16 protein-coding genes are annotated in these 18,309 nt (G+C 72.7%); 7 read left to right on the top strand and 9 right to left on the bottom strand.

The features are described from left to right. Positions 1–14: 14 nt before the first annotated feature. Positions 15–971: a LysR family transcriptional regulator gene (locus ABZ721_RS21960; RefSeq protein WP_358790338.1), complete on the bottom strand. Its 957-nt coding sequence runs from the start codon at positions 969–971 to the stop codon at positions 15–17. A gap of 154 nt (positions 972–1,125) precedes the next feature. Between ABZ721_RS21960 and ABZ721_RS21955 the strand changes: the two genes are divergently transcribed. Beyond that, positions 1,126–1,821: a type 1 glutamine amidotransferase domain-containing protein gene (locus ABZ721_RS21955; RefSeq protein WP_358790337.1), complete on the top strand. Its 696-nt coding sequence runs from the start codon at positions 1,126–1,128 to the stop codon at positions 1,819–1,821. Positions 1,822–1,857: 36 nt separating this feature from the next. Here the strand turns inward: ABZ721_RS21955 and ABZ721_RS21950 are convergent, their stop codons facing one another. The 3 genes from ABZ721_RS21950 to ABZ721_RS21940 all read right to left on the bottom strand — a co-directional run bounded on the left by ABZ721_RS21950 (position 1,858) and on the right by ABZ721_RS21940 (position 6,602). After that, positions 1,858–4,089, bottom strand: a complete 2,232-nt coding sequence (locus tag ABZ721_RS21950; protein ID WP_358790336.1) for a hypothetical protein — start codon at positions 4,087–4,089, stop codon at positions 1,858–1,860. Positions 4,090–4,212: 123 nt separating this feature from the next. Then, a complete protein-coding gene (locus ABZ721_RS21945; RefSeq protein ID WP_358790335.1) occupies positions 4,213–5,256 on the bottom strand; it encodes a hemolysin family protein in 1,044 nt (347 codons plus the stop codon). Beyond that, on the bottom strand, positions 5,253–6,602 hold the full coding sequence (locus ABZ721_RS21940) for a hemolysin family protein (RefSeq protein ID WP_358790334.1): 1,350 nt from the start codon (positions 6,600–6,602) through the stop codon (positions 5,253–5,255). Before ABZ721_RS21940 ends, ABZ721_RS21945 begins: the two co-directional genes overlap by 4 nt. Before the next feature lie 379 nt (positions 6,603–6,981). On the opposite strand from ABZ721_RS21940, the gene dnaE reads away from it, so the two are divergent. The 4 genes from dnaE (at position 6,982) to ABZ721_RS21920 (ending at position 11,645) form a co-directional block, all read left to right on the top strand. Next, positions 6,982–10,536 (top strand): DNA polymerase III subunit alpha, encoded by a 3,555-nt coding sequence (dnaE, locus tag ABZ721_RS21935; RefSeq protein WP_358790333.1) that lies wholly within the window; start codon positions 6,982–6,984, stop codon positions 10,534–10,536. Then, on the top strand, positions 10,533–10,955 hold the full coding sequence (locus ABZ721_RS21930; protein ID WP_358790332.1) for a GNAT family N-acetyltransferase: 423 nt from the start codon (positions 10,533–10,535) through the stop codon (positions 10,953–10,955). The genes dnaE and ABZ721_RS21930 overlap by 4 nt, the downstream gene beginning before the upstream one ends. A 70-nt stretch (positions 10,956–11,025) precedes the next feature. Next, positions 11,026–11,253: an antitoxin gene (locus ABZ721_RS21925; RefSeq protein WP_138354499.1), complete on the top strand. Its 228-nt coding sequence runs from the start codon at positions 11,026–11,028 to the stop codon at positions 11,251–11,253. Further along, on the top strand, positions 11,250–11,645 hold the full coding sequence (locus tag ABZ721_RS21920; RefSeq protein ID WP_358790331.1) for a fic family toxin-antitoxin system, toxin component: 396 nt from the start codon (positions 11,250–11,252) through the stop codon (positions 11,643–11,645). The genes ABZ721_RS21925 and ABZ721_RS21920 overlap by 4 nt, the downstream gene beginning before the upstream one ends. A gap of 51 nt (positions 11,646–11,696) precedes the next feature. Here ABZ721_RS21920 and bioD read toward each other — a convergent pair whose 3' ends face one another. The 3 genes from bioD to bioB all read right to left on the bottom strand — a co-directional run bounded on the left by bioD (position 11,697) and on the right by bioB (position 15,109). Continuing rightward, the gene (gene bioD, locus ABZ721_RS21915; protein ID WP_358790330.1) at positions 11,697–12,416 is read right to left on the bottom strand and encodes a dethiobiotin synthase; all 720 of its coding nucleotides are present in this window, start codon (positions 12,414–12,416) and stop codon (positions 11,697–11,699) included. 100 nt (positions 12,417–12,516) lie between these two features. After that, positions 12,517–13,848, bottom strand: a complete 1,332-nt coding sequence (locus ABZ721_RS21910) for an adenosylmethionine--8-amino-7-oxononanoate transaminase (protein ID WP_358790329.1) — start codon at positions 13,846–13,848, stop codon at positions 12,517–12,519. Further along, entirely contained in the window at positions 13,841–15,109 is a 1,269-nt protein-coding gene (gene bioB, locus ABZ721_RS21905; protein ID WP_358790328.1) for a biotin synthase BioB, read from the bottom strand. Before bioB ends, ABZ721_RS21910 begins: the two co-directional genes overlap by 8 nt. A gap of 203 nt (positions 15,110–15,312) precedes the next feature. Here bioB and ABZ721_RS21900 point away from each other — a divergent pair, with 203 nt between their 5' ends. Continuing rightward, a complete protein-coding gene (locus ABZ721_RS21900) occupies positions 15,313–16,485 on the top strand; it encodes an 8-amino-7-oxononanoate synthase (RefSeq protein ID WP_358790327.1) in 1,173 nt (390 codons plus the stop codon). Here ABZ721_RS21900 and ABZ721_RS21895 read toward each other — a convergent pair. Then, entirely contained in the window at positions 16,453–16,689 is a 237-nt protein-coding gene (locus ABZ721_RS21895) for a DUF397 domain-containing protein (RefSeq protein ID WP_358790326.1), read from the bottom strand. The genes ABZ721_RS21900 and ABZ721_RS21895 overlap by 33 nt on opposite strands. Positions 16,690–16,709: 20 nt before the next feature. Further along, entirely contained in the window at positions 16,710–17,588 is an 879-nt protein-coding gene (locus ABZ721_RS21890) for a helix-turn-helix transcriptional regulator (RefSeq protein WP_358790325.1), read from the bottom strand. Positions 17,589–17,828: 240 nt separating this feature from the next. Here ABZ721_RS21890 and ABZ721_RS21885 point away from each other — a divergent pair, with 240 nt between their 5' ends. Continuing rightward, positions 17,829–18,257, top strand: coding sequence for an ATP-binding protein (locus tag ABZ721_RS21885; protein WP_358790324.1), 429 nt, complete (start codon positions 17,829–17,831; stop codon positions 18,255–18,257). Positions 18,258–18,309: the final 52 nt, after the last annotated feature.

Below are 18,309 nucleotides of genomic sequence, written 5' to 3'. Positions count from 1 at the left end.
GTCCCGGCGGGCGGCTACCAGGTGCGTCCCGCCCGCAGCAGCCGGTCGCGGACCAGGGCGACGTGCGGGAGCTCCGCGGCGCCGGGCCGCTGGGCGAGGTAGGCGGTGTTGATGGGCGGGTCCTCGGGGTCGAGCAGGGCGACGAGGGCCCCGGAGGCGAGCTCGTCCGCGCAGAGGTAGCGCGGCAGGACGCTCACCCCGGCGCCGGCGACGACCGCGGCCAGCACGCCCCGCAGGTCCGGGACGGTGATCGCGGCCTGGGCGGACAGCCGGGTGCCGAAGACGTGGCGCCAGTAGCGGCGCGCGATCGGCAGGTCCTCGGCGTAGGTGACCAGCGGTGCGGTGCGCAGCGCGGCGGGCCCCTCGGCGGCGACCCGGCCGGGGCCGATCCGCGCGGCCCAGGCCGGTGCGGCGACGAGGACGAACTCCTCGTCCATGAGCGGGACGGCGTCGACGCTGCGGCCGCGCGGCCGGACCGTCGAGATCACGAGGTCGTAGCGGCCGGCGCGCAGCCCGTCGAGCAGGTCGTCCGTGAGGCCGGCGGTGACCCGCAGCCGCACCCCTTCCCCGGTCAGCGCGGCCAGGGCGGGCAGCGCCCGCAGGCACAGCAGCTCGGCGGGGCCGGCCAGGTGCACCGGTTCGGCGGGTATCCGCAGGTCCGCGCGGTCCCGGCCGGTGACCGCCGCGAGGGCGTCCAGCGGCCCCGCGACGTCGGCCGCCAGCTGGTCGGCGACCGCGGTGGGCGCGACTCCGCGCGGCAGCCGGTCGAAGAGCGGACGGCCCAGCCGGTCCTCCAGGGTGCGCACCTGGGCGGTCACCGTCGGCTGCGACAGGCCGAGCAGGCGCGCGCCGGCGGTGAACGAGCCGGCGCGGTGCACGGCCAGGAACGTCCGCAGCAGGGTGAGGTCCATGGGCGCGGGGCCCGGCCCCGGCACGGCCGGCTCCGAGCCATCGGGATTCCTATGGGTCATGGTGGCGATTCTATTGGATTTCGATGGGTAGGCGGCTTACGTTCAAGGTCCGCAAAGGTCCGCGACGGTCCGCCGCCCTCGCACGACGGCACGCCGCACGGCGGCCCCCCGTACGCCGGGACGCCGGACCGACACCCCCACCGAAAGACGTGACATGGCAGAGATCCTTTTCGTGATGACCGGCGCCGACCACTGGACCCTGGCCGACGGCACCCAGCACCCCACCGGTTTCTGGGCGGAGGAGGCCGTGGCCCCCTACCGCGTGCTCACCGGCGCCGGCCACACGGTCGTGGTCGCCACCCCCGGCGGGGTCGTCCCCACGGTCGACCGCGGGAGCCTCGCGCCGGAGGTGAACGGCGGCAAGGAGGCCGCCGACGCGATCGCCGCCGCCCTGTCCGCGATGAGCGAGCTGAAGAAGCCCCTCAAGCTCGAGGAGGTCGAGCTGGCCGACTACGAGGCGGTCTTCTACCCCGGCGGCCACGGCCCGATGGAGGACCTGGCCGTCAACGCCGACTCCGGCCGGCTGCTGACCGCGGCCCTCGACTCCGGCAAGCCGCTCGGCGTGGTCTGCCACGCCCCCGCGGCGCTGCTCGCCACCACGCGCCCCGACGGCACCTCCCCGTTCGCCGGCTACCGGCTGACCGGGTTCACCAACGCCGAGGAGGCCCAGGCGGGCTTCGCCGACAAGGCGAAGTGGCTGCTGCAGGACCGGCTCGTGGAACTCGGCGCGGACTTCCAGGAGGGCGAGCCCTGGGCGCCGCACGTCGTCGTGGACCGCAACCTGATCACCGGGCAGAACCCGGCCTCGTCCGCACCGCTGGCCGCCGAGCTCCTCAAGGCGCTGGGCTGACCGAGGGCGCGGGGCCGGCCGGCGCCGGCCCCCGGGTCACTCCCGCAACCCCTCCGGGAGCCGGCCGGTGTGCACCACGGCGAGCGAGCGGGTGGCCCGGGTCAGGGCGACGTAGAGATCGCTGGCGCCGCGTGCCGAGCCGGAGACGATGAGCGCCGGCTCGACGACGATCACCGAGTCGAACTCGAGCCCCTTGGCCTGCCGGGGGTCGAGCAGCACCGGTGACCGGGTCAGGTCGGGCTCCTCGCCCGCCGTCACCCCCGGCAGCTTCCCGGCCAGTTCCTCGTGCAGCGCCCGCGGCGCGATCACCGCGAGCCGGCCGTCGTCCGGGGTCTCGCGGGCCGCGGCCTCCGAGACCGTCCGGACGAGGTCGTCGGTGACGCACACCTCGGGCCGTACGCCCGTCGAGCGCACCGAGCGCGGCGCCTCGTAGGACGGATCGGCGGCCCGCGCCACCCCGGCCGCCAGTTCCATGATCTCGGCCGGGGTGCGGTAGTTGACGCCGAGCCGCACGTGGCTCCAGCGGTCGCCGACGTACGGGTCCAGGATCTGCTGCCACGAGTCGCAGCCCGCCGGGTCGCCGGTCTGGGCGGGGTCGCCGACCAGGGTCAGCGAGCGGGTGGGGCAGCGGCGCATCAGCAGCCGCCACGCCATCGCGGACAGCTCCTGCGCCTCGTCCACGATGATGTGGCCGAAGGCCCAGGTGCGGTCGGCCGCGGCGCGCTCCGCGGCGCTGCGGTGGTCGGCCTCCTCGTGCCGGTCGGCGAAGCGCTCGGCGTCGATGAGGTCGTGGGCGGTCAGCACCTCGGACTCCTCGCCCTCGAACTCGAAGGTCCGCGAGCCGTAGGACAGCTCCAGCACCCCCTGCGCGTAGGCGACCTGCTCGCCGCGCTCGCGGGCCGCCGCGGCCCGCGCCGCGCGGTCGTCCTCGCCGAGCAGCTCGGCGGCCTCGTCCAGCAGCGGGATGTCGCCGACGGTCCACTCCCCGCCGGTGCGGCGGACCAGTGCGGCCTCCGCCTCCGGCAGCTGCACGGGGTCGGCGAGGAAGTCGCCGACCAGCTGCTGCGGGGTCAGATAGGGCCAGTACGCGTCGATGGCGGCGTGCACCGCGGGGTTGTCGTTGAGTTCGCGCCCCAGCTGCTCGATCTCCTCCGCGTCGAGGAAGTTCTCCCCGTCGTACGGGTCGGTGCCCAGCCGGTCGGCGAGCTGCGCGGTGAGCGCGTCGAGGACGAAGCGGCCGAAGTGCGCGCGGGCCAGGTTGTGCGGCAGCCGGGTCTGGCGGGCGCAGTGCCGCGCGTCCTCGGCGGTGGCCCGCTCCAGCAGCAGCGTCTCGCGCTCGTGCTGGATGGGCAGGGCCGGGTCGGGGACGGTCTGGCGGTCGCGCAGCACGCGGGCCAGGACGTCGGCCATCGCGGCCCGCCCCTTGACCGCGGCGGCGCCGGGGCTGTCCGTGCCGGTCGCGGTGGCGCCGGGGAAGAGCTCGCCCACGGTCGACAGCAGCACCCCGGTCTCGCCGAGCGAGGGCAGCACCTCGCCGATGTAGCCGAGGAAGGCCGGGTTGGGCCCGACGATCAGCACCGCGCGGCGGGCGAGCTGCTCGCGGTAGGCGTAGAGCAGGTAGGCCGCGCGGTGCAGCGCGACGGCGGTCTTACCGGTGCCGGGGCCGCCCTCGACGACGAGCACGCCCCGGTGCGGGGCGCGGATGATCTCGTCCTGCTCGGCCTGGATGGTCTGCACGATGTCGGCCATCCGGCCGGTGCGGGCGGCGCCGAGCGCGGCGAGGAGCACGGCGTCCCCGCGCGGGTCCTCGTGCCCGGTGCGGACCGTGTCGGTGAGGTCCAGGACCTCGTCGTGCAGCGCGGTGACGGTGCGGCCGAGGGTGGTGAGGTGCCGGCGGCGGCGCAGTCCCATCGGGGAATGCCCGGTGGCGAGATAGAAAGGACGTGCGACGGGGGCGCGCCAGTCGACCAGGAGCGGCGTCAGGTCCTCGTCGTCCTGACGGATTCCGATGCGGCCGATGTGATGGCGTATGCCGTCGGCGAAGTCGATTCGCCCGAAACAGAGTCCGGACTCCACGGAATTGAGCGCGGAGAGCCGGTCGGTCCGCTCGTGGACCACCACATCCCGTTCGAGGCGGGCCTGCAATCCTTTGCCCACCTGGGCGAAGGACGCTTGCACCGCGGTCTCGGCCTGGTCCCGGAGCGCGTCGAGGCGCTCGTAGAGGCGCGAGATGAATTGCTGTTCGTCCTGCAATTCCTCGGTTGACAATTCAGCTCCTGTCGCGGTACAGTGTCCACATAAGATTTCTTCGCGCTGTTGTCCGCGCGAAACGTGAAACACTTAATATACGCAGAGAAATGCCCCGGACGTCAATGCGTCCGGGGCATTTCTTTATGCGGAATCCGCGCCCGCGTCCCGTCCGGTGGCGGCCGGGCCGACCAGTTCCTTGAGGACGTCGGCCATGGTGACGAAGCCGATGCTGCGGCCCTGCTCGTCCACGACCGAGGCCAGGTGCGCCCGGCCGGCGCGCATCGCGGTGAGGACGTCGTCCAGCGGGGAGCCGGCGCCGACCGTGGTGATCGGGCGCAGCGCCGATCGCGGGAAGGGCCGGTCCTGCGCCTCGGCGAACAGGGCGTCCTTCACGTGCAGGTACCCCAGCACCCGGCCGTCGGGGTCCGCGACGGGGAAGCGGGAGAAGCCGGAGCGCGCGGAGAGCTGCTCCAGCGCCTCGGGGGTGATGCCGAGCGGCGCGCGGACGACGCGGTCGGTGGGCAGCGCCACCTCGCCGACGGGCCGGCGGCCCAGCTCCAGGGCGTCCTGCAGCCGTTCGGTGGCGCGGGAGTCCAGCAGCCCGGCCTGGCCGGCGTCGGTCACCATGCGGGAGAGCTGGGCGTCGGAGAAGACGGCCGCGACCTCGTCCTTGGTCTCCACCCGCAGCAGCCGCAGCAGGGCGTTGGCGAAGGCGTTGACGGCGAAGATCACCGGCCGCAGCGCCCGGGTGAAGGCGACCAGCGGCGGGCCGAGCGCCAGCGCGCTGCGCACGGGTGCCGCCAGCGCGATGTTCTTGGGGACCATCTCGCCGATGAGCATGTGCAGGTAGGTGGCGACCGCCAGGGCGATCACGAAGGCGATCGGGTGGATGAGCGCCTCGGGGACGCTGACGGCGTGGAAGACCGGTTCGAGCAGGTGCGCGATGGCCGGCTCCGCGACGATGCCGAGCACCAGGGTGCAGACGGTGATGCCGAGCTGTGCCGCGGCCAGCAGCGGCGACAGGTGCTCCAGGCCCCAGATGACGCCGCCGGCCCGCCGGTCGCCCTCCTCGGCGCGCGCTTCGATCTGGCTGCGGCGTACGGAGATCATGGCGAACTCGGCGCCGACGAAGAAGGCGTTGACGACGAGGGTCAGGGCGCCGATGAGCAGTTGCAGGACGGTCATCGGGCGCTCTCCCCGGTCGGTGCGGAGTGCAGGTGGGAGGCGGGCGGTGCGGTGATCCGCACGCGCGAGGCCCGGCGGCCGGCCGCCTCGGTGACCTCCAGCCGCCAGCCGTCCAGTTCGACGGTGTCCCCGACGGCCGGGATCCGGCCCAGGCGCTGGGCGACGAGTCCGGCGAGCGTCTCGTAGGGGCCCTCGGGGGCGTGCAGGCCGATCTCCTCCAGCTGGTCGTCGGTGCGGGTCGCGCCGTCCGCGTCGTAGGTGCGCCGGCCGTCGGCGTCCTCACCGACGAGGGTCAGGTCCGACAGCTCGTGCGGGTCGTGCTCGTCGCGGACCTCGCCGACGACCTCCTCGACGATGTCCTCCAGGGTGACCACGCCGGCCGTGCCGCCGTACTCGTCGATGACCACCGCCATGGACTGCTTGCCGCCCAGCCGGTCCAGCAGCCGGTCGACGGTCAGCGACTCGGGCACCAGCAGCGGCTCGCGCAGCAGCGAGGCGATCGGGAAGCGCGGGCGCTGCGCGGCGGGGACGGCCAGCACGTCCTTGATGTGCGCGGTGCCGATGACGGAGTCGAGGGTGCCGCGGTAGACGGGGAAGCGGGACAGGCCGGTGGCGCGGGTCGCCTCGGCGACGTCCTCGGCGGTGGCGCGCGCGTCGAGCGCGGTGACCTGCACGCGCGGCGTCATCACGTTCTCCGCGGTCAGCTCCGCCAGGTTCAGGGTGCGGACGAACAGCTCGGCGGTGTCCGCCTCCAGCGTGCCGGCCCTGGCCGAGTGCCGGGCCAGCGCCACCAGCTCCTGCGGACCGCGCGCGGAGGCCAGCTCCTCCGCGGGCTCCAGGCCCATGCGGTGCAGGATCCGGTTGGCGGTGTTGTTCAGGTGCCGGATCAGCGGGCCGAACGCGGCGGTGAAGGCGCGCTGGGGGGCGGCGACGGCCTTGGCCACCGGCAGCGGCCGGGAGATCGCCCAGTTCTTCGGGACGAGCTCGCCGATGACCATCAGCATCACGGTCGACAGCGCGGTGCCCAGCACCAGCGCGGCGGAGGAGGCCGCGGACTCCGGCAGCCCCGCGGCCCGCATCGGGCCGGCGAGCAGCTTGCTGATCGAGCTCTTGGCGAGCATGCCGATCACCAGGCCGGTCACCGTGATCCCCAGCTGCGCGCCGGACAGCTGGAGCGTCAGGGTGCGGACGGCCTGCAGTGCCGCGGACGCGCCGCGCTCGCCGTCCCGCTCCGCGCGCTCCAGCTCGCCGCGTTCGATCGTCGTCAGGGAGAACTCGGCCGCGACGAAGACGCCGCAGGCGAGAGTGAGCAGCAGGGCGACCACCAGCAGGAGCACTTCGGTCATCGGTTCACCTCCGTCCCATGATCGGACAGGGGCGGTCGGTCCGCACGGCACCGGCTACTGGGAGGTTCGTCCATGGAGGGACGCTCACGCCTTTCGGGGATTTCGGGGGATGGTCCGTTCGGGGAAAACGATCTCGCCCATAGTAAAGGAAAGGCAAAGGAGCGGCGTGGCGCGGGGCCTCCGCCGCGCCCGGCGGGTCGCCGGCGGCGCCACGCGCGGGCCACCCGGCGGTGTCGCGCGAACTCGCTCCGTGATCGCCCCAGGTCACTGTTCGGCCCCGTTTTCGATCATGGCGGAAGGGCTGTGGAGAGGCTTCCGGAGGGGGTGCCGAGGGATAGGGTGGAGGCTTCCCGCGACCCGCCCCGGAGGTGCCTGCCCGGTGTCCGACAGCTTTGTCCACCTGCACAATCACACCCAGTTCTCGCTCCTCGACGGCGCGCAGAAGCTGCCCATCCTCTTCAAGAAGATCGAGGAGGAGGGGATGCCGGCCGTGGCCATGTCGGACCACGGCAACATGTTCGGCGCGTACGAGTTCTTCCAGGTGGCGAAGAAGGGCCCGGTCAAGCCGATCATCGGCATCGAGGCCTACGTGGCGCCGTCCTCGCGGCGCAACCGGAAGCCGGAGTTCTGGGGCCCCGGCGGGCAGCGGGCCGTCTCGGACGACGGCGAGGGCAGCAAGGACGTCAGCGGCGGCGGCCGCTTCACCCACATGACGATGTGGGCCGAGCACGCGCAGGGGCTGCGGAACCTCTTCCGGCTCTCCTCGCTCGCGAGCTTCGAGGGCTTCTACGGCAAGCCCCGCATGGACCGCGAACTGATCTCCCAGCACGCCGCGGGGATCATCGCGACCACGGGCTGCCCCTCGGGCGAGATCCAGACCCGTATCCGGCTCGGCCAGTTCGACGCCGCCCTGCAGGCGGCCTCCGACTTCCAGGACATGTTCGGACGGGAGAACTACTTCCTGGAGCTGATGGACCACGGGCTCGACCTCGAGCGCAACGTCCGCGAGGACCTGCTCAAGATCGCCAAGCAGCTGAACATCCCGCTGCTGGCGACGAACGACTCGCACTACGTGCACGAGAGCGAGGCCGACTCGCACGACACGCTGCTGTGCGTCGGCGTCGGCAAGAACAAGGACGACCCGGGCCGCTTCCGGTTCAACGGGACCGGCTACTACATCAAGACCGCGGCCGAGATGCGGGAGCTGTTCTCCGAGCTCCCCGAGGCGTGCGACAACACGCTGCTGATCGCCGAGCGCATCCAGGACTACGACGAGGTCTTCGCCGAGGTCAACCAGATGCCGCAGTTCTCCGTCCCCGAGGGCGAGGACCAGGAGTCGTGGCTGCGCAAGGAGTGCATGCGCGGGCTGGCGATGCGGTACGGCGACCCCATCCCGGACGCGGTCATGGAGCGCTTCGAGACCGAGATGAAGATCATCGGTCCGATGGGGTTCTCCAGCTACTTCCTCGTCGTCGCCGACATCTGCAAGTACGCCCGGGACAACGACGTGCCCGTCGGCCCCGGCCGTGGCTCCGCGACCGGCTCCATCGTCGCCTACGCCACCCGCATCACCGAGCTGTGCCCGCTGGAGCACGGCCTGCTGTTCGAGCGGTTCCTCAACCCCGAGCGCATCAACCCGCCCGACGTCGACCTCGACTTCGACGACCGCCAGCGCGACCGCATGGTGCGCTACGTCACCGAGAAGTACGGGGAGGAGTACACCGCCCAGGTCAACACGTTCGGCACCATCAAGGCCAAGGCCGCGGTCAAGGACTCCTCCCGGGTCCTGGGCTACCCCTTCGCGATGGGCGACCGCATCACCAAGGCGATGCCCGCCGACGTGATGGGCAAGGGCGTCCCGCTCTCCGGCATGTTCGACCCCTCGCACCCCCGCTACGGCGAGGCGGGCGAGATCCGGCAGATGTACGAGAACGAGCCGGACGTCAAGCGCGTCATCGACACCGCGAAGGGCATCGAGGGCCTGGTCCGCGGCACCGGTGTGCACGCGGCGGCGGTCATCCTCTCCAAGACGCCCCTGCTGGACCTGATCCCGATGCACCGCCGGGACAAGGACGGCGTGATCATCACCGGCTTCGACTACCCCAGTTGCGAGAACATGGGGCTGGTCAAGATGGACTTCCTGGGGCTTCGCAACCTGGGCATCATCCATCACGCCCTGAAGATCGTGAAGGAGAACCGGGGGGTGGACATCAAGTCCGAGACCATCCCCCTGGACGACAAGACCACCTACGAACTGCTGGCGCGCGGCGACACCCTGGGCGTCTTCCAGCTCGACGGCGGCGCCATGCGCGCCCTGCTGAAACTGATGGAGCCCACCCGGTTCGAGGACATCGCCGCCGTCCTCGCCCTGTACCGGCCGGGCCCGATGGCCGCCAACGCGCACACCAACTACGCGCACCGCAAGAACGGCCGCCAGGAGATCGAGCCGATCCACCCCGAGCTGCGCGAGGCGCTCGAACCGATCCTGGGCACCACGTTCCACCTGCTCGTGTACCAGGAGCAGATCATGGCCATCGCCCGGGAGCTGGCCGGCTACAGCCTCGGCGGCGCCGACCTGCTGCGCCGCGCGATGGGCAAGAAGAAGCCCGAGGTGCTGGCGGCCGAGTGGGAGAAGTTCCACGGCGGCATGCAGGCCAACGGCTACAGCGAGGAGTCCATCAAGGCGCTGTGGGACGTCATGCTCCCGTTCTCCGGCTACGCCTTCAACAAGTCGCACACCGCCGGCTACGGACTCGTCTCGTACTGGACCGCCTACCTCAAGGCGAACTATCCCGCCGAGTACATGGCGGCGCTGCTCACCTCGGTGGACGACGACAAGGACAAGGCCGCCATCTACCTGGCCGACGCCCGCAAGATGGGCGTGCGGGTGCTGCCCCCGGACGTGAACGAGTCGACCGCCGACTTCACCGCCGTCGGCGACGACGTCCGGTTCGGGCTGAAGTCCGTGCGCAACGTGGGCACGAACGTCATCGAGTCACTGGTCGCCTCCCGCAAGTCCAAGGGCAAGTACACGGCGTTCAGCGACTTCCTGGACAAGGCGGAGATCGCCACGCTCAACAAGCGGGCCGTGGAGTCGCTGATCAAGGCCGGCGCCTTCGACTCGCTCGGACACACCCGCAAGGGCCTGTCCGCGGTCCACGAGGACGCCATCGACGCGATCATCCCGGTCAAGAAGGCCGAGGCGTACGGGCAGGACGACCTCTTCGGCGCCCTCGACAGCGGGGACGAGGCGGGCGGCGGCTTCGGCCTGGACTTCAAGATCGGCGACGACGAGTGGCCGCGCAAGCAGCTGCTGTCCACCGAGCGCGAGATGCTGGGGCTGTACGTCTCGGCGCACCCGCTGGACGGGGCGGAGCACATCCTCGCCCGCAACCGCGACACCTCCATCGCCGACCTGGTCGCCTCCGGGCAGACCCAGGGCGTGGTGAAGCTCGCGGGGCTGATCACCACCGTCGAGCGGCGGATGACCAAGCAGGGCAACGCGTGGGCGATCGTGCACCTCGCCGACCGTGACGCGAACATGGAGGTCTGCTTCTTCCCCGCCTCCTACCAGCTCGTGCAGCACGCGCTGATCCCGGACACGGTCGTCGCGGTGACCGGGCGGATCAACGACCGGGACGGCACGATCAACATCGCCGGCCAGGAGCTGATGGAGCTGGACATCTCGTCCGCCGAGTACGGCGGCAAGCCTCCCGTCCAGCTGTTCATGCGGGCGCACAAGCTCAACGAGCCGGTGATCAACGAGCTCAAGCGGATCCTGCGCGCCCACCCGGGCGACAGCCCGGTGCGCATGCGGGTCCGGGGGCCGGAGAAGACCACCGTCTTCGAGCTGGGGTTCCTGGTGAACCACGAGACCATCGCCTCGGACATCAAGGGCTCCTTCGGGGCCGAGAGCTGGCTGGGCGTGGCGTGAGCGATCTCCACATCCGTGCGGCCGTCCCCGCGGACATCCCGGCCGTACTGGGGTTCTGGCAGGTGGCGGCCGAGGGCGCCAGCATCAGTGACGACGAGCAGGGCGTGGCCCGGCTCATCGCCCGCGACCCGGAGGCACTGCTGCTGGCGGAGCGCGACGGGGTGCTCGTCGGATCGGTGATCGCCGGGTTCGACGGGTGGCGGTGCCACGTCTACCGGCTGGCCGTGCACCCCGCTGCCCGGCGGCAGGGGATCGGCGCCGCGCTGCTGGCCGCGACCGAGGAGCGGTTCGCGGCGCTGGGCGGGCGGCGGTCGGACGCGATGGTCCTGCAGCGCAACGAGTCGGCGCACCACGCCTGGAAGGCGGCCGGCTACGGCCCCGAGGAGCACTGGCGGCGCTGGACCAAGCCGCTGCGGTAGCCGGCGGGCCGGCGGGCTCCGCCCGTCGGCCCACTTGCCGCTACTAGCGGATCGGCGCTAGCTTGTAGGTATGGCCAAGACCCAGTTGAACGTGCGGGTGGAAGAGTCCACCGCCGAGACGGCCCGGGACCGGGCTTCGCGCCGGGGCATCAGCGTGAACCGGTACATCGAAGAGCTGGTCCAGCAGGACGCCGGCGAAAGGGGCCGGACCTTCGTCGAAGCCGCCGCCGACTTCATGAAGAGTTACGAGTCGGTGTTCGCGGAGGAGTTCGGCACGGAGCGCGAAGGCAGCCGTTGAGCCTGCGCATCGACCTGGCCTGGCTGCTCATGGTCGCCGAGCACAACACCCCCGGCGACCCCCAGGTCACCGACTGGGGCGCGCTGCTCGCGGCGGTGAGCCGGCACCAGGCGGAGATCTTCGGCACCCCCGTCTACCCGGACCCGCACGACCGCGCCGCCGCACTGCTGCAGATCCTCGTGCACGTCCCCGCCCTGGAGCGGTCCAACGCGATGTTCGCCTCGGCGGTCGCGTACGCCTACCTCGTCGCCAGCGGGCTCAAGATCACCACGTCGCCGGAACAGGTCCGCGACCTGGCCCGGCTGGTGAAGGACGGCTCCGCGGGCGTCGGCCGGATAGCGCAGGAGCTGCGCGGCTGGGACGTCGGCGGCCCCGCGGACGAGACGCTCTAGCCCCGTCCGCGGCCCTGGCCCCGGCCGCGGATCCCGCCCCGGCCGCGGGGGTCAGATGCTGCCCACGGTCCGGGTGAACTCCTCGGCGTCCCAGACGCCGCCGAGCTGCGGGGCGACCCAGCCGGGTGCCGCGCCGCGGAAGTGTTCGGGGCTCAGCGCGCCCGCGCCGGCCGGGAGCGCGCCGAGCAGCGGCACGCCCGCCGACTGCGGCAGGTCGGCGAGGTTGCAGCGGGCCGCCAGGTCCGGCTCCGCCGGCCAGCTGCCGATGATCATGCCGGCGCACCGCAGGTCGCGCGCGGCCAGCGCCTCCGTCGTCAGCGTGGCCGTGTTGAGCGTGCCGAGGCCCGCCGGCACCACCACCAGGACGGCCGCGCCGAGCAGCTTCACCGCGTCGGCCAGCGTGGAGCCCTCCTCGTCGAACCGCACCAGCAGCCCGCCCGCGCCCTCGATCAGCACCACGTCGTGCACGGCCGACAGCTTCGCGGCCGCCTCGGCGATCTCCGCCGGGCGCACCGGGGGCAGGCCCGCCCGCCGGGCCGCGGTCGCGGGGGCCAACGGCTCGGGGTAGCGGGCGAGTTCGACCGCGGTGACCCCGCCGGCGAGCCGCGCCACCTCGGCCGCGTCACCGGGCTCGCCGTCCGCCACGCCCGTCTGGGCCGGCTTGAGCACCGCGACGCTCAGGCCCTGCGCCAGTGCCGCCGCGGCGACCGCCGCCGTCACCACCGTCTTCCCGATCTCCGTGCCCGTGCCCGTGACCGCCAGTACCGCCATGTGCCCGCTTCCTCCTCGTATCGATACCGGACGGCCCGGGGGGGCGGACGGCGCGCACCCGCTCCGCGCCGTCCGCCCCCGGAGGCCGCCCGCCGGTTCGTCAGCCCGCGCGCACGGCCGCCACGACCGCCGCGCAGATCCGCGCCACGTCCTCGTCCCCGGTGACGTAGGGCGGCATGGTGTACACCAGATCACGGAACGGCCGCAGCCACACACCCGCCCCCACCGCGGCCCGGGTGGCCGCGGCCATGTCGACCTGGTGGTCGAGCTGGACGACGCCGATCGCGCCCAGCACCCGCACGTCCCGCACGCCCGGCAACCCGGCGGCGGGCGCCAGGCCGTCGAGCAGCCCGGCCTCGATGCGCTTGACCTCGCCGGCCCAGTCCTGCGACAGCAGCAGGTCGATCGAGGCGCAGGCGACGGACGCGGCGAGGGGGTTGCCCATGAACGTCGGGCCGTGCGCCAGCACCGGGACCTCGCCCTGCGAGATGCCGTCGGCGACCGCGCTGGTGCACAGCGTCGCCGCCATCGTCAGATAGCCGCCGGTCAGCGCCTTGCCCAGACACATCACGTCCGGGGAGACCCCGGCCTGCTCCGCGGAGAAGAGGGTGCCGGTCCGGCCGAAGCCGGTGGCGATCTCGTCGAAGACCAGCAGCACGCCGTGCTCGTCGCACGCCTCGCGCAGCACCCGCAGGTAGGCGGGGGAGTGGAAGGACATCCCGCCGGCGCCCTGCACCACCGGTTCGACGATCACCGCCGCGAGCTCGTCGGCGTGACGGCCGATCAGCTCGCGCAGGTGCGCGGCGTACCGCGGGTCGGGCTCGGCGCCGAACCCGGGCGGCGGCGCGTCGGCGAAGACCTGGCGGGGGAGCGCCCCCGACCACAGGTCGTGCATCCCGCCGTCGGGGTCGCACACCGACATCGGCTGCCAGGTGTCCCCGTGGTAGCCGCCGCGCCAGGTCAGCAGCCGCTGCTTGGCCGGCCGGCCCAGCGAACGCCAGTACTGCAGGCACATCTTGATCGCCACCTCGACCGACACCGAGCCGGAGTCGGTGAGGAAGACGTGGCGCAACGGCTCCGGGGTGATCTCCACCAGCCGGGCCGCGAGCCGGACGGCGGGCTCGTGGGTGAGCCCGCCGAACATCACGTGGCTGAAGCGGTCGAGCTGGCCGCGCGCGGCCTCGTTCAGGACCGGGTGGTTGTAGCCGTGGATCGCCGCCCACCAGGACGACATGCCGTCGACCAGTTCGGTCCTGCCCTCCGCCGGGGCGGCCAGCCGCAGCCGGACCCCGGCGGCGGACTCCACGATCAGCGGTTCCTGACGGCCGGGCATCGGCCCGTACGGATGCCAGACGTGCTGCCGGTCCAGGGCCAGCAGCGCGTCGGGCGTCAGCGCGTCGGGAACCGCCCGCGCGGCGAGGGGCTCAGGCATTGGGCGGCAGGTCCGTTCCCGCCCCGCGCCGCCGGACGGCGACCAGACCGGTGCGGGCGGCACCGGCCGGGACCGGCTCCTGCTCCGCCGGGCCGGCGGGCTCCGCCGCGGGCTCGGCCGCGCTCCGCTCGGCGCCGCCGCAGGGACCGCAGCCGCCCCCGTCGGCGTGTGAACCGCAGCCGCCGCTCTCCGCGTGCGAGCCGCAGCCGCCGGCCTCGGCGTGCGAGCCGCAGCCGGCGCCCGCCGCGGCCACGTCCGCGCGGTGCTGGGGGAGCGTGACGGTGCCCGCTCCCTCCACCTCGAAGCCCGCGTCCGCGATCATGTCCAGGTCGGCCTGGCCGGCCTGGCCCTCGCTGGTCAGGTAGTCGCCCAGGAAGATCGAGTTCACCAGGTGCAGCGCGAGCGGCTGCAGGGAGCGCAGGTGCACCTCGCGGCCGCCGGCGAGGCGGACCTCCACGTCCGGGCAGACGAAGCGGACCATCGCCAGGATGCGCAGGGCGCGCTGCGGGGTGAGGTTCCACTCCTCGGCCAGCGGGGTGCCCTCGAACGGGATGAGGAAGTTGACCGGGACCGAGTCGGGGTCCAGCTCGCGCAGCGCGAACACGACGTCCACGAGGTCGCCGTCGGACTCGCCCATGCCCGCGATCAGCCCGGAGCACGCCGACAGCCCGGCCGCCTGGGCCTGCTGCACGGTGTCCACGCGGTCCGCGTAGGTGTGCGTGGTGGTGATGCCCCCGTAGGTCGCCTCGGAGGTGTTCAGGTTGTGGTTGTAGGCGTCCGCGCCGGCCTCGCGCAGCCGGTCGGCCTGGCCGGCCGAGAGCAGGCCCAGGCACGCGCAGACCTCGACGCCCTCGTTCTGCTCCTTGATCGCCTCGATGGTCCGGGAGACCCGGTCCACGTCGCGGTCGGTGGGACCGCGCCCGCTGGCCACCAGGCACACCCGCTTGGCACCGCCGGCGACCCCCGCCGTCGCCGCGGCCGCCGCCTCGTCCGGCTTGAGCCAGGTGTACTTCAGGATCCCGGCCGTGGAGCCGAGTCGCTGCGAGCAGTACGAGCAGTCCTCCGGGCACAGCCCGGACTTGAGGTTGACCAGGTAATTGAGCTTCACACGGCGCCCGAACCACTGGCGCCGCACCTTGCCGGCCGCGGTCACCACATCGAGCAGGTCATCGTCGGAGGTCGCCAGTACGGCAAGCGCCTCATCCCGGGTGGGCAGCTCTCGGCGCAGCCCTTTGTCCACCAGCGTGTTCAGCAGATCCATAGGGGCGATCCTGGCCCACGGAGGGGCCGCGAGCCAATGATGGACCGCACAACAGGGGTGGCCATAGGTGTGTGTATCGCCACACCCTGTCCGGACGGTCCGGACAGTACGTTGCTGACAGGCCCGATCGCACCGCTCCGCCCGCCCCTCCGGCCACCCCGGCAGCACCCGCCCGCCCCGCCCCTCCGACCTCAGGGACCCCGATGAGCCGCAGCCCGTTCGACTGGATCGACGCCCACGCGGCCCGGCGCCGCGAGGGCGGCCTCGTCCGCACCCTGCGACCGCGGCCGGCCGAGTCGGCGCTGCTGGACCTGGCGGGCAACGACTATCTCGGGCTGGCCCGGCACCCGCGGGTGACCCGGGCCGGGGCCGACGCCTGCCTGCTGTGGGGCGCGGGCTCCACCGGCTCGCGGCTGGTGACCGGCACCACCGAACTGCACGCGCGGCTGGAGACGGAACTCGCCGCGTTCTGCGGGTTCGAGGCCGCCCTGGTCTTCGCCTCCGGCTACGCCGCGAACCTGGCCGCCGTCACCGCGCTGACCGCGCCCGGCACGCTCATCGTCTCCGACAGCTCCAACCACGCCTCGCTCATCGACGGCTGCCGGCTGTCGCGCGCCGACACCGAGATCGTGGCGCACCGCGACGCCGAAGGGGTGCGCAAGGCGCTGGCCGCGCACGCGGGGGCCGCCGTGGTCGTCTCCGACTCGGTCTTCTCCGTCGACGGCGACGCGGCGCCGCTCACCGCGCTGGCCGCCGCCTGCCGCGAGCACGGCGCGGCCCTGCTGGTGGACGACGCCCACGGGCTGGGCGTGCTGGGCGACGGCGGGCGCGGCGCGGCCTGGGCCGCGGGCCTGGCCGGCGCGCCCGACGTGGTGGTGACCGCCACGCTGTCGAAGTCGCTCGGCAGTCAGGGCGGCGTGGTGCTCGGCCCGGCCCGGGTCGTCGAGCACCTGGTGAACGCGGCCCGCACCTTCATCTTCGACACCGGCCTGGCGCCCGCCGCGGCGGGCGCGGCGCTGGGGGCGCTGCGGCTGCTGCGCGCGGAGCCCGAGCGCGCGGAGCGGGCCCGTGCGGTGGCCCTGCAGCTGTACGAGGCCCTGACCGCGGCCGGGCTGCGCTCGGCGCGTCCCGACGCCTGCGTGGTGTCGGTGCGGGCCCCGTCGGCCGGGGAGGCGCTGCAGTGGGCGGCGGACTGCAGGACCGCGGGCCTGGCGGTGGGGTGCTTCCGGCCGCCGTCGGTGCCGGACGGGATCTCCCGGCTGCGGCTGACCGCTCGCGGCGACCTGACGGATCAGCAGATCGCCGCGGCGGTCGAGGTGATCGTGCGCACGGCGCCGCGGGACTCAGATCGGTCCGGCGAACTCACCCGCGCGTAGCGCCCGTACGAAGGTGTCCCAGGTGGTCGGCGCGAACAGCAGCGCCGGTCCCCGGGGGTTCTTGGAGTCGCGCACGGCCAGCAGTCCACAGGACAACCTGGCCGTTTCCACACAATTGTTGGCGGCGGTGCTGTAGGTGCTGCGCTGCCACCGGGTCGCGGAAAGAGCTGTACTGGAAGAAACGTACCGAGGCAGTACCGACATATGGTGCCTCCTTACGCGCCTCAGCTGTTTCCGGATCCCATCCCGGAGCCGTTCCCGGAGCTGATGCCGGAAATGAACGCCAATGAGTCGTCGTACGTCAGGGCGTGGGAGCACAATCGGTCGAACGCGGCGCTGTAGGCCCTGAGATCATCTTGTCGATCCACATAGAGACTACTCGTCAAATGGTCGATAACAACTACGTCCAGATCAGCGATGAGCGGAAATGAGAAGATTACGAAAGATCCGGTAACGCCAATGTGGCCACCCGCCGCGAAGGGCAGAACCTGCAGCCGTATCCGCGGCAGCGCGGCGGCTTCCGCGAGGCGCCGCAACTGCGCCCCCATGACCTCCTCGCCGCCGACGAGGCGCCGCAGCACCGCCTCGTCGAGCAGAGCGTGCAGCTCCAGCGGAGGATCCTGCTCCAGTACCGCCTGCCGGGCCATCCGCACTTCCACCAGGGCGTCGACCTCCCGCGCGTCCAACTCCGGCAGCACCGACCGGGTCAGTGCGCGGGCGTACGCCGGGGTCTGCAGCAGACCGGGCACCACGCTGTTCTCCACGGTGCGCGCACGGCAGGCGCCGGTTTCCAGACTGATGAAGTCGCGGTACTCCGCGGGCAGAACGTCCCGGAAGTCGTGCCACCAGCCACGCTGGTGGCCCTTACCGGCCAAAGTGGCCAGCAGGTCGCGCAGTTCGCGGTCCCGCACCCCGTAGATGTCCAGCAGGCAGGCCACGTCCTCCGGCCGCGCGCTGCTGCGCCCGGTCTCGATACGGCTCACCTTCGACTGGTGCCAGCCGGCTCTGTGGGCCGCTTCACCGCTCGTCATCCCGGCCAGATCGCGTTGCCTCCTGAGTTCCGCCCCGAGCTTTCGACGTCGTACCGCGGGGATCTGCTGCATCGCGCGCCACTCCTCCCGAAAGAAATTTTCAGACCGTCACCAGTGCGACAGTCTGCGCCCGAATAGGCTCTCGCGTAGCAGAGTTCACCGCTTTGAGCGACAGATATATGCATACCGATGTGGATCGGCCGCAATAGCGGGACGATAGGTGGCACTCTGGCGCGAAGTAGCCGTCCGCGGCTCCCTGCGGGATGGGCCGCACGACGGAGTCACGGGGAACGGCGGGAAAGGGACAGCGCCATGGCAGACCTCCAGGAAGCATCCGTCACCCTGCCGAGCAACCCCGCCTCGGTCACCACCGCGCGCCGGTACGTGTGCGCGCTGCTGACGGAGTGGGGGATGCCCGAGGACGCGCCGGCCGCCGAGGCGGTGCGGCTGATCGTCTCCGAACTCGCCACCAACGCCGTCCTGCACACGCTCGGCCTGTCGCCGACCTTCACGGTCGACGTCCTGCTGGAGCGGGCCGAGTACCTGCGGATCGGAGTCACCGACAGCCACCCGCGCCGGCCCCAGCGGCTGCCGGCCGCCGTCCAGCAGGACAACGGGCGCGGCATGGTCATCATCCGCCACCTCGCCGCGGAGTCCGGCGGACGGCTCTCGGTGACCCCCACCCCCGACGGCGGCAAAACCGTCTGGATCATGCTCCCTTGGGCGGTACCGGTGCCGTGAGCGGGGGGCGGGGGGGCGGCCGCGGGGGGGCGCCCCGCGGGCCCGGTGGGCC

Origin of the sequence: Streptomyces sp. NPDC006733, assembly GCF_040636125.1 — a bacterium.
In the GTDB taxonomy this organism is placed as follows: domain Bacteria; phylum Actinomycetota; class Actinomycetes; order Streptomycetales; family Streptomycetaceae; genus Actinacidiphila.
Note: the sequence above shows the minus strand (reverse complement) of the source record. Positions and strands in the feature narration are given on the sequence as shown.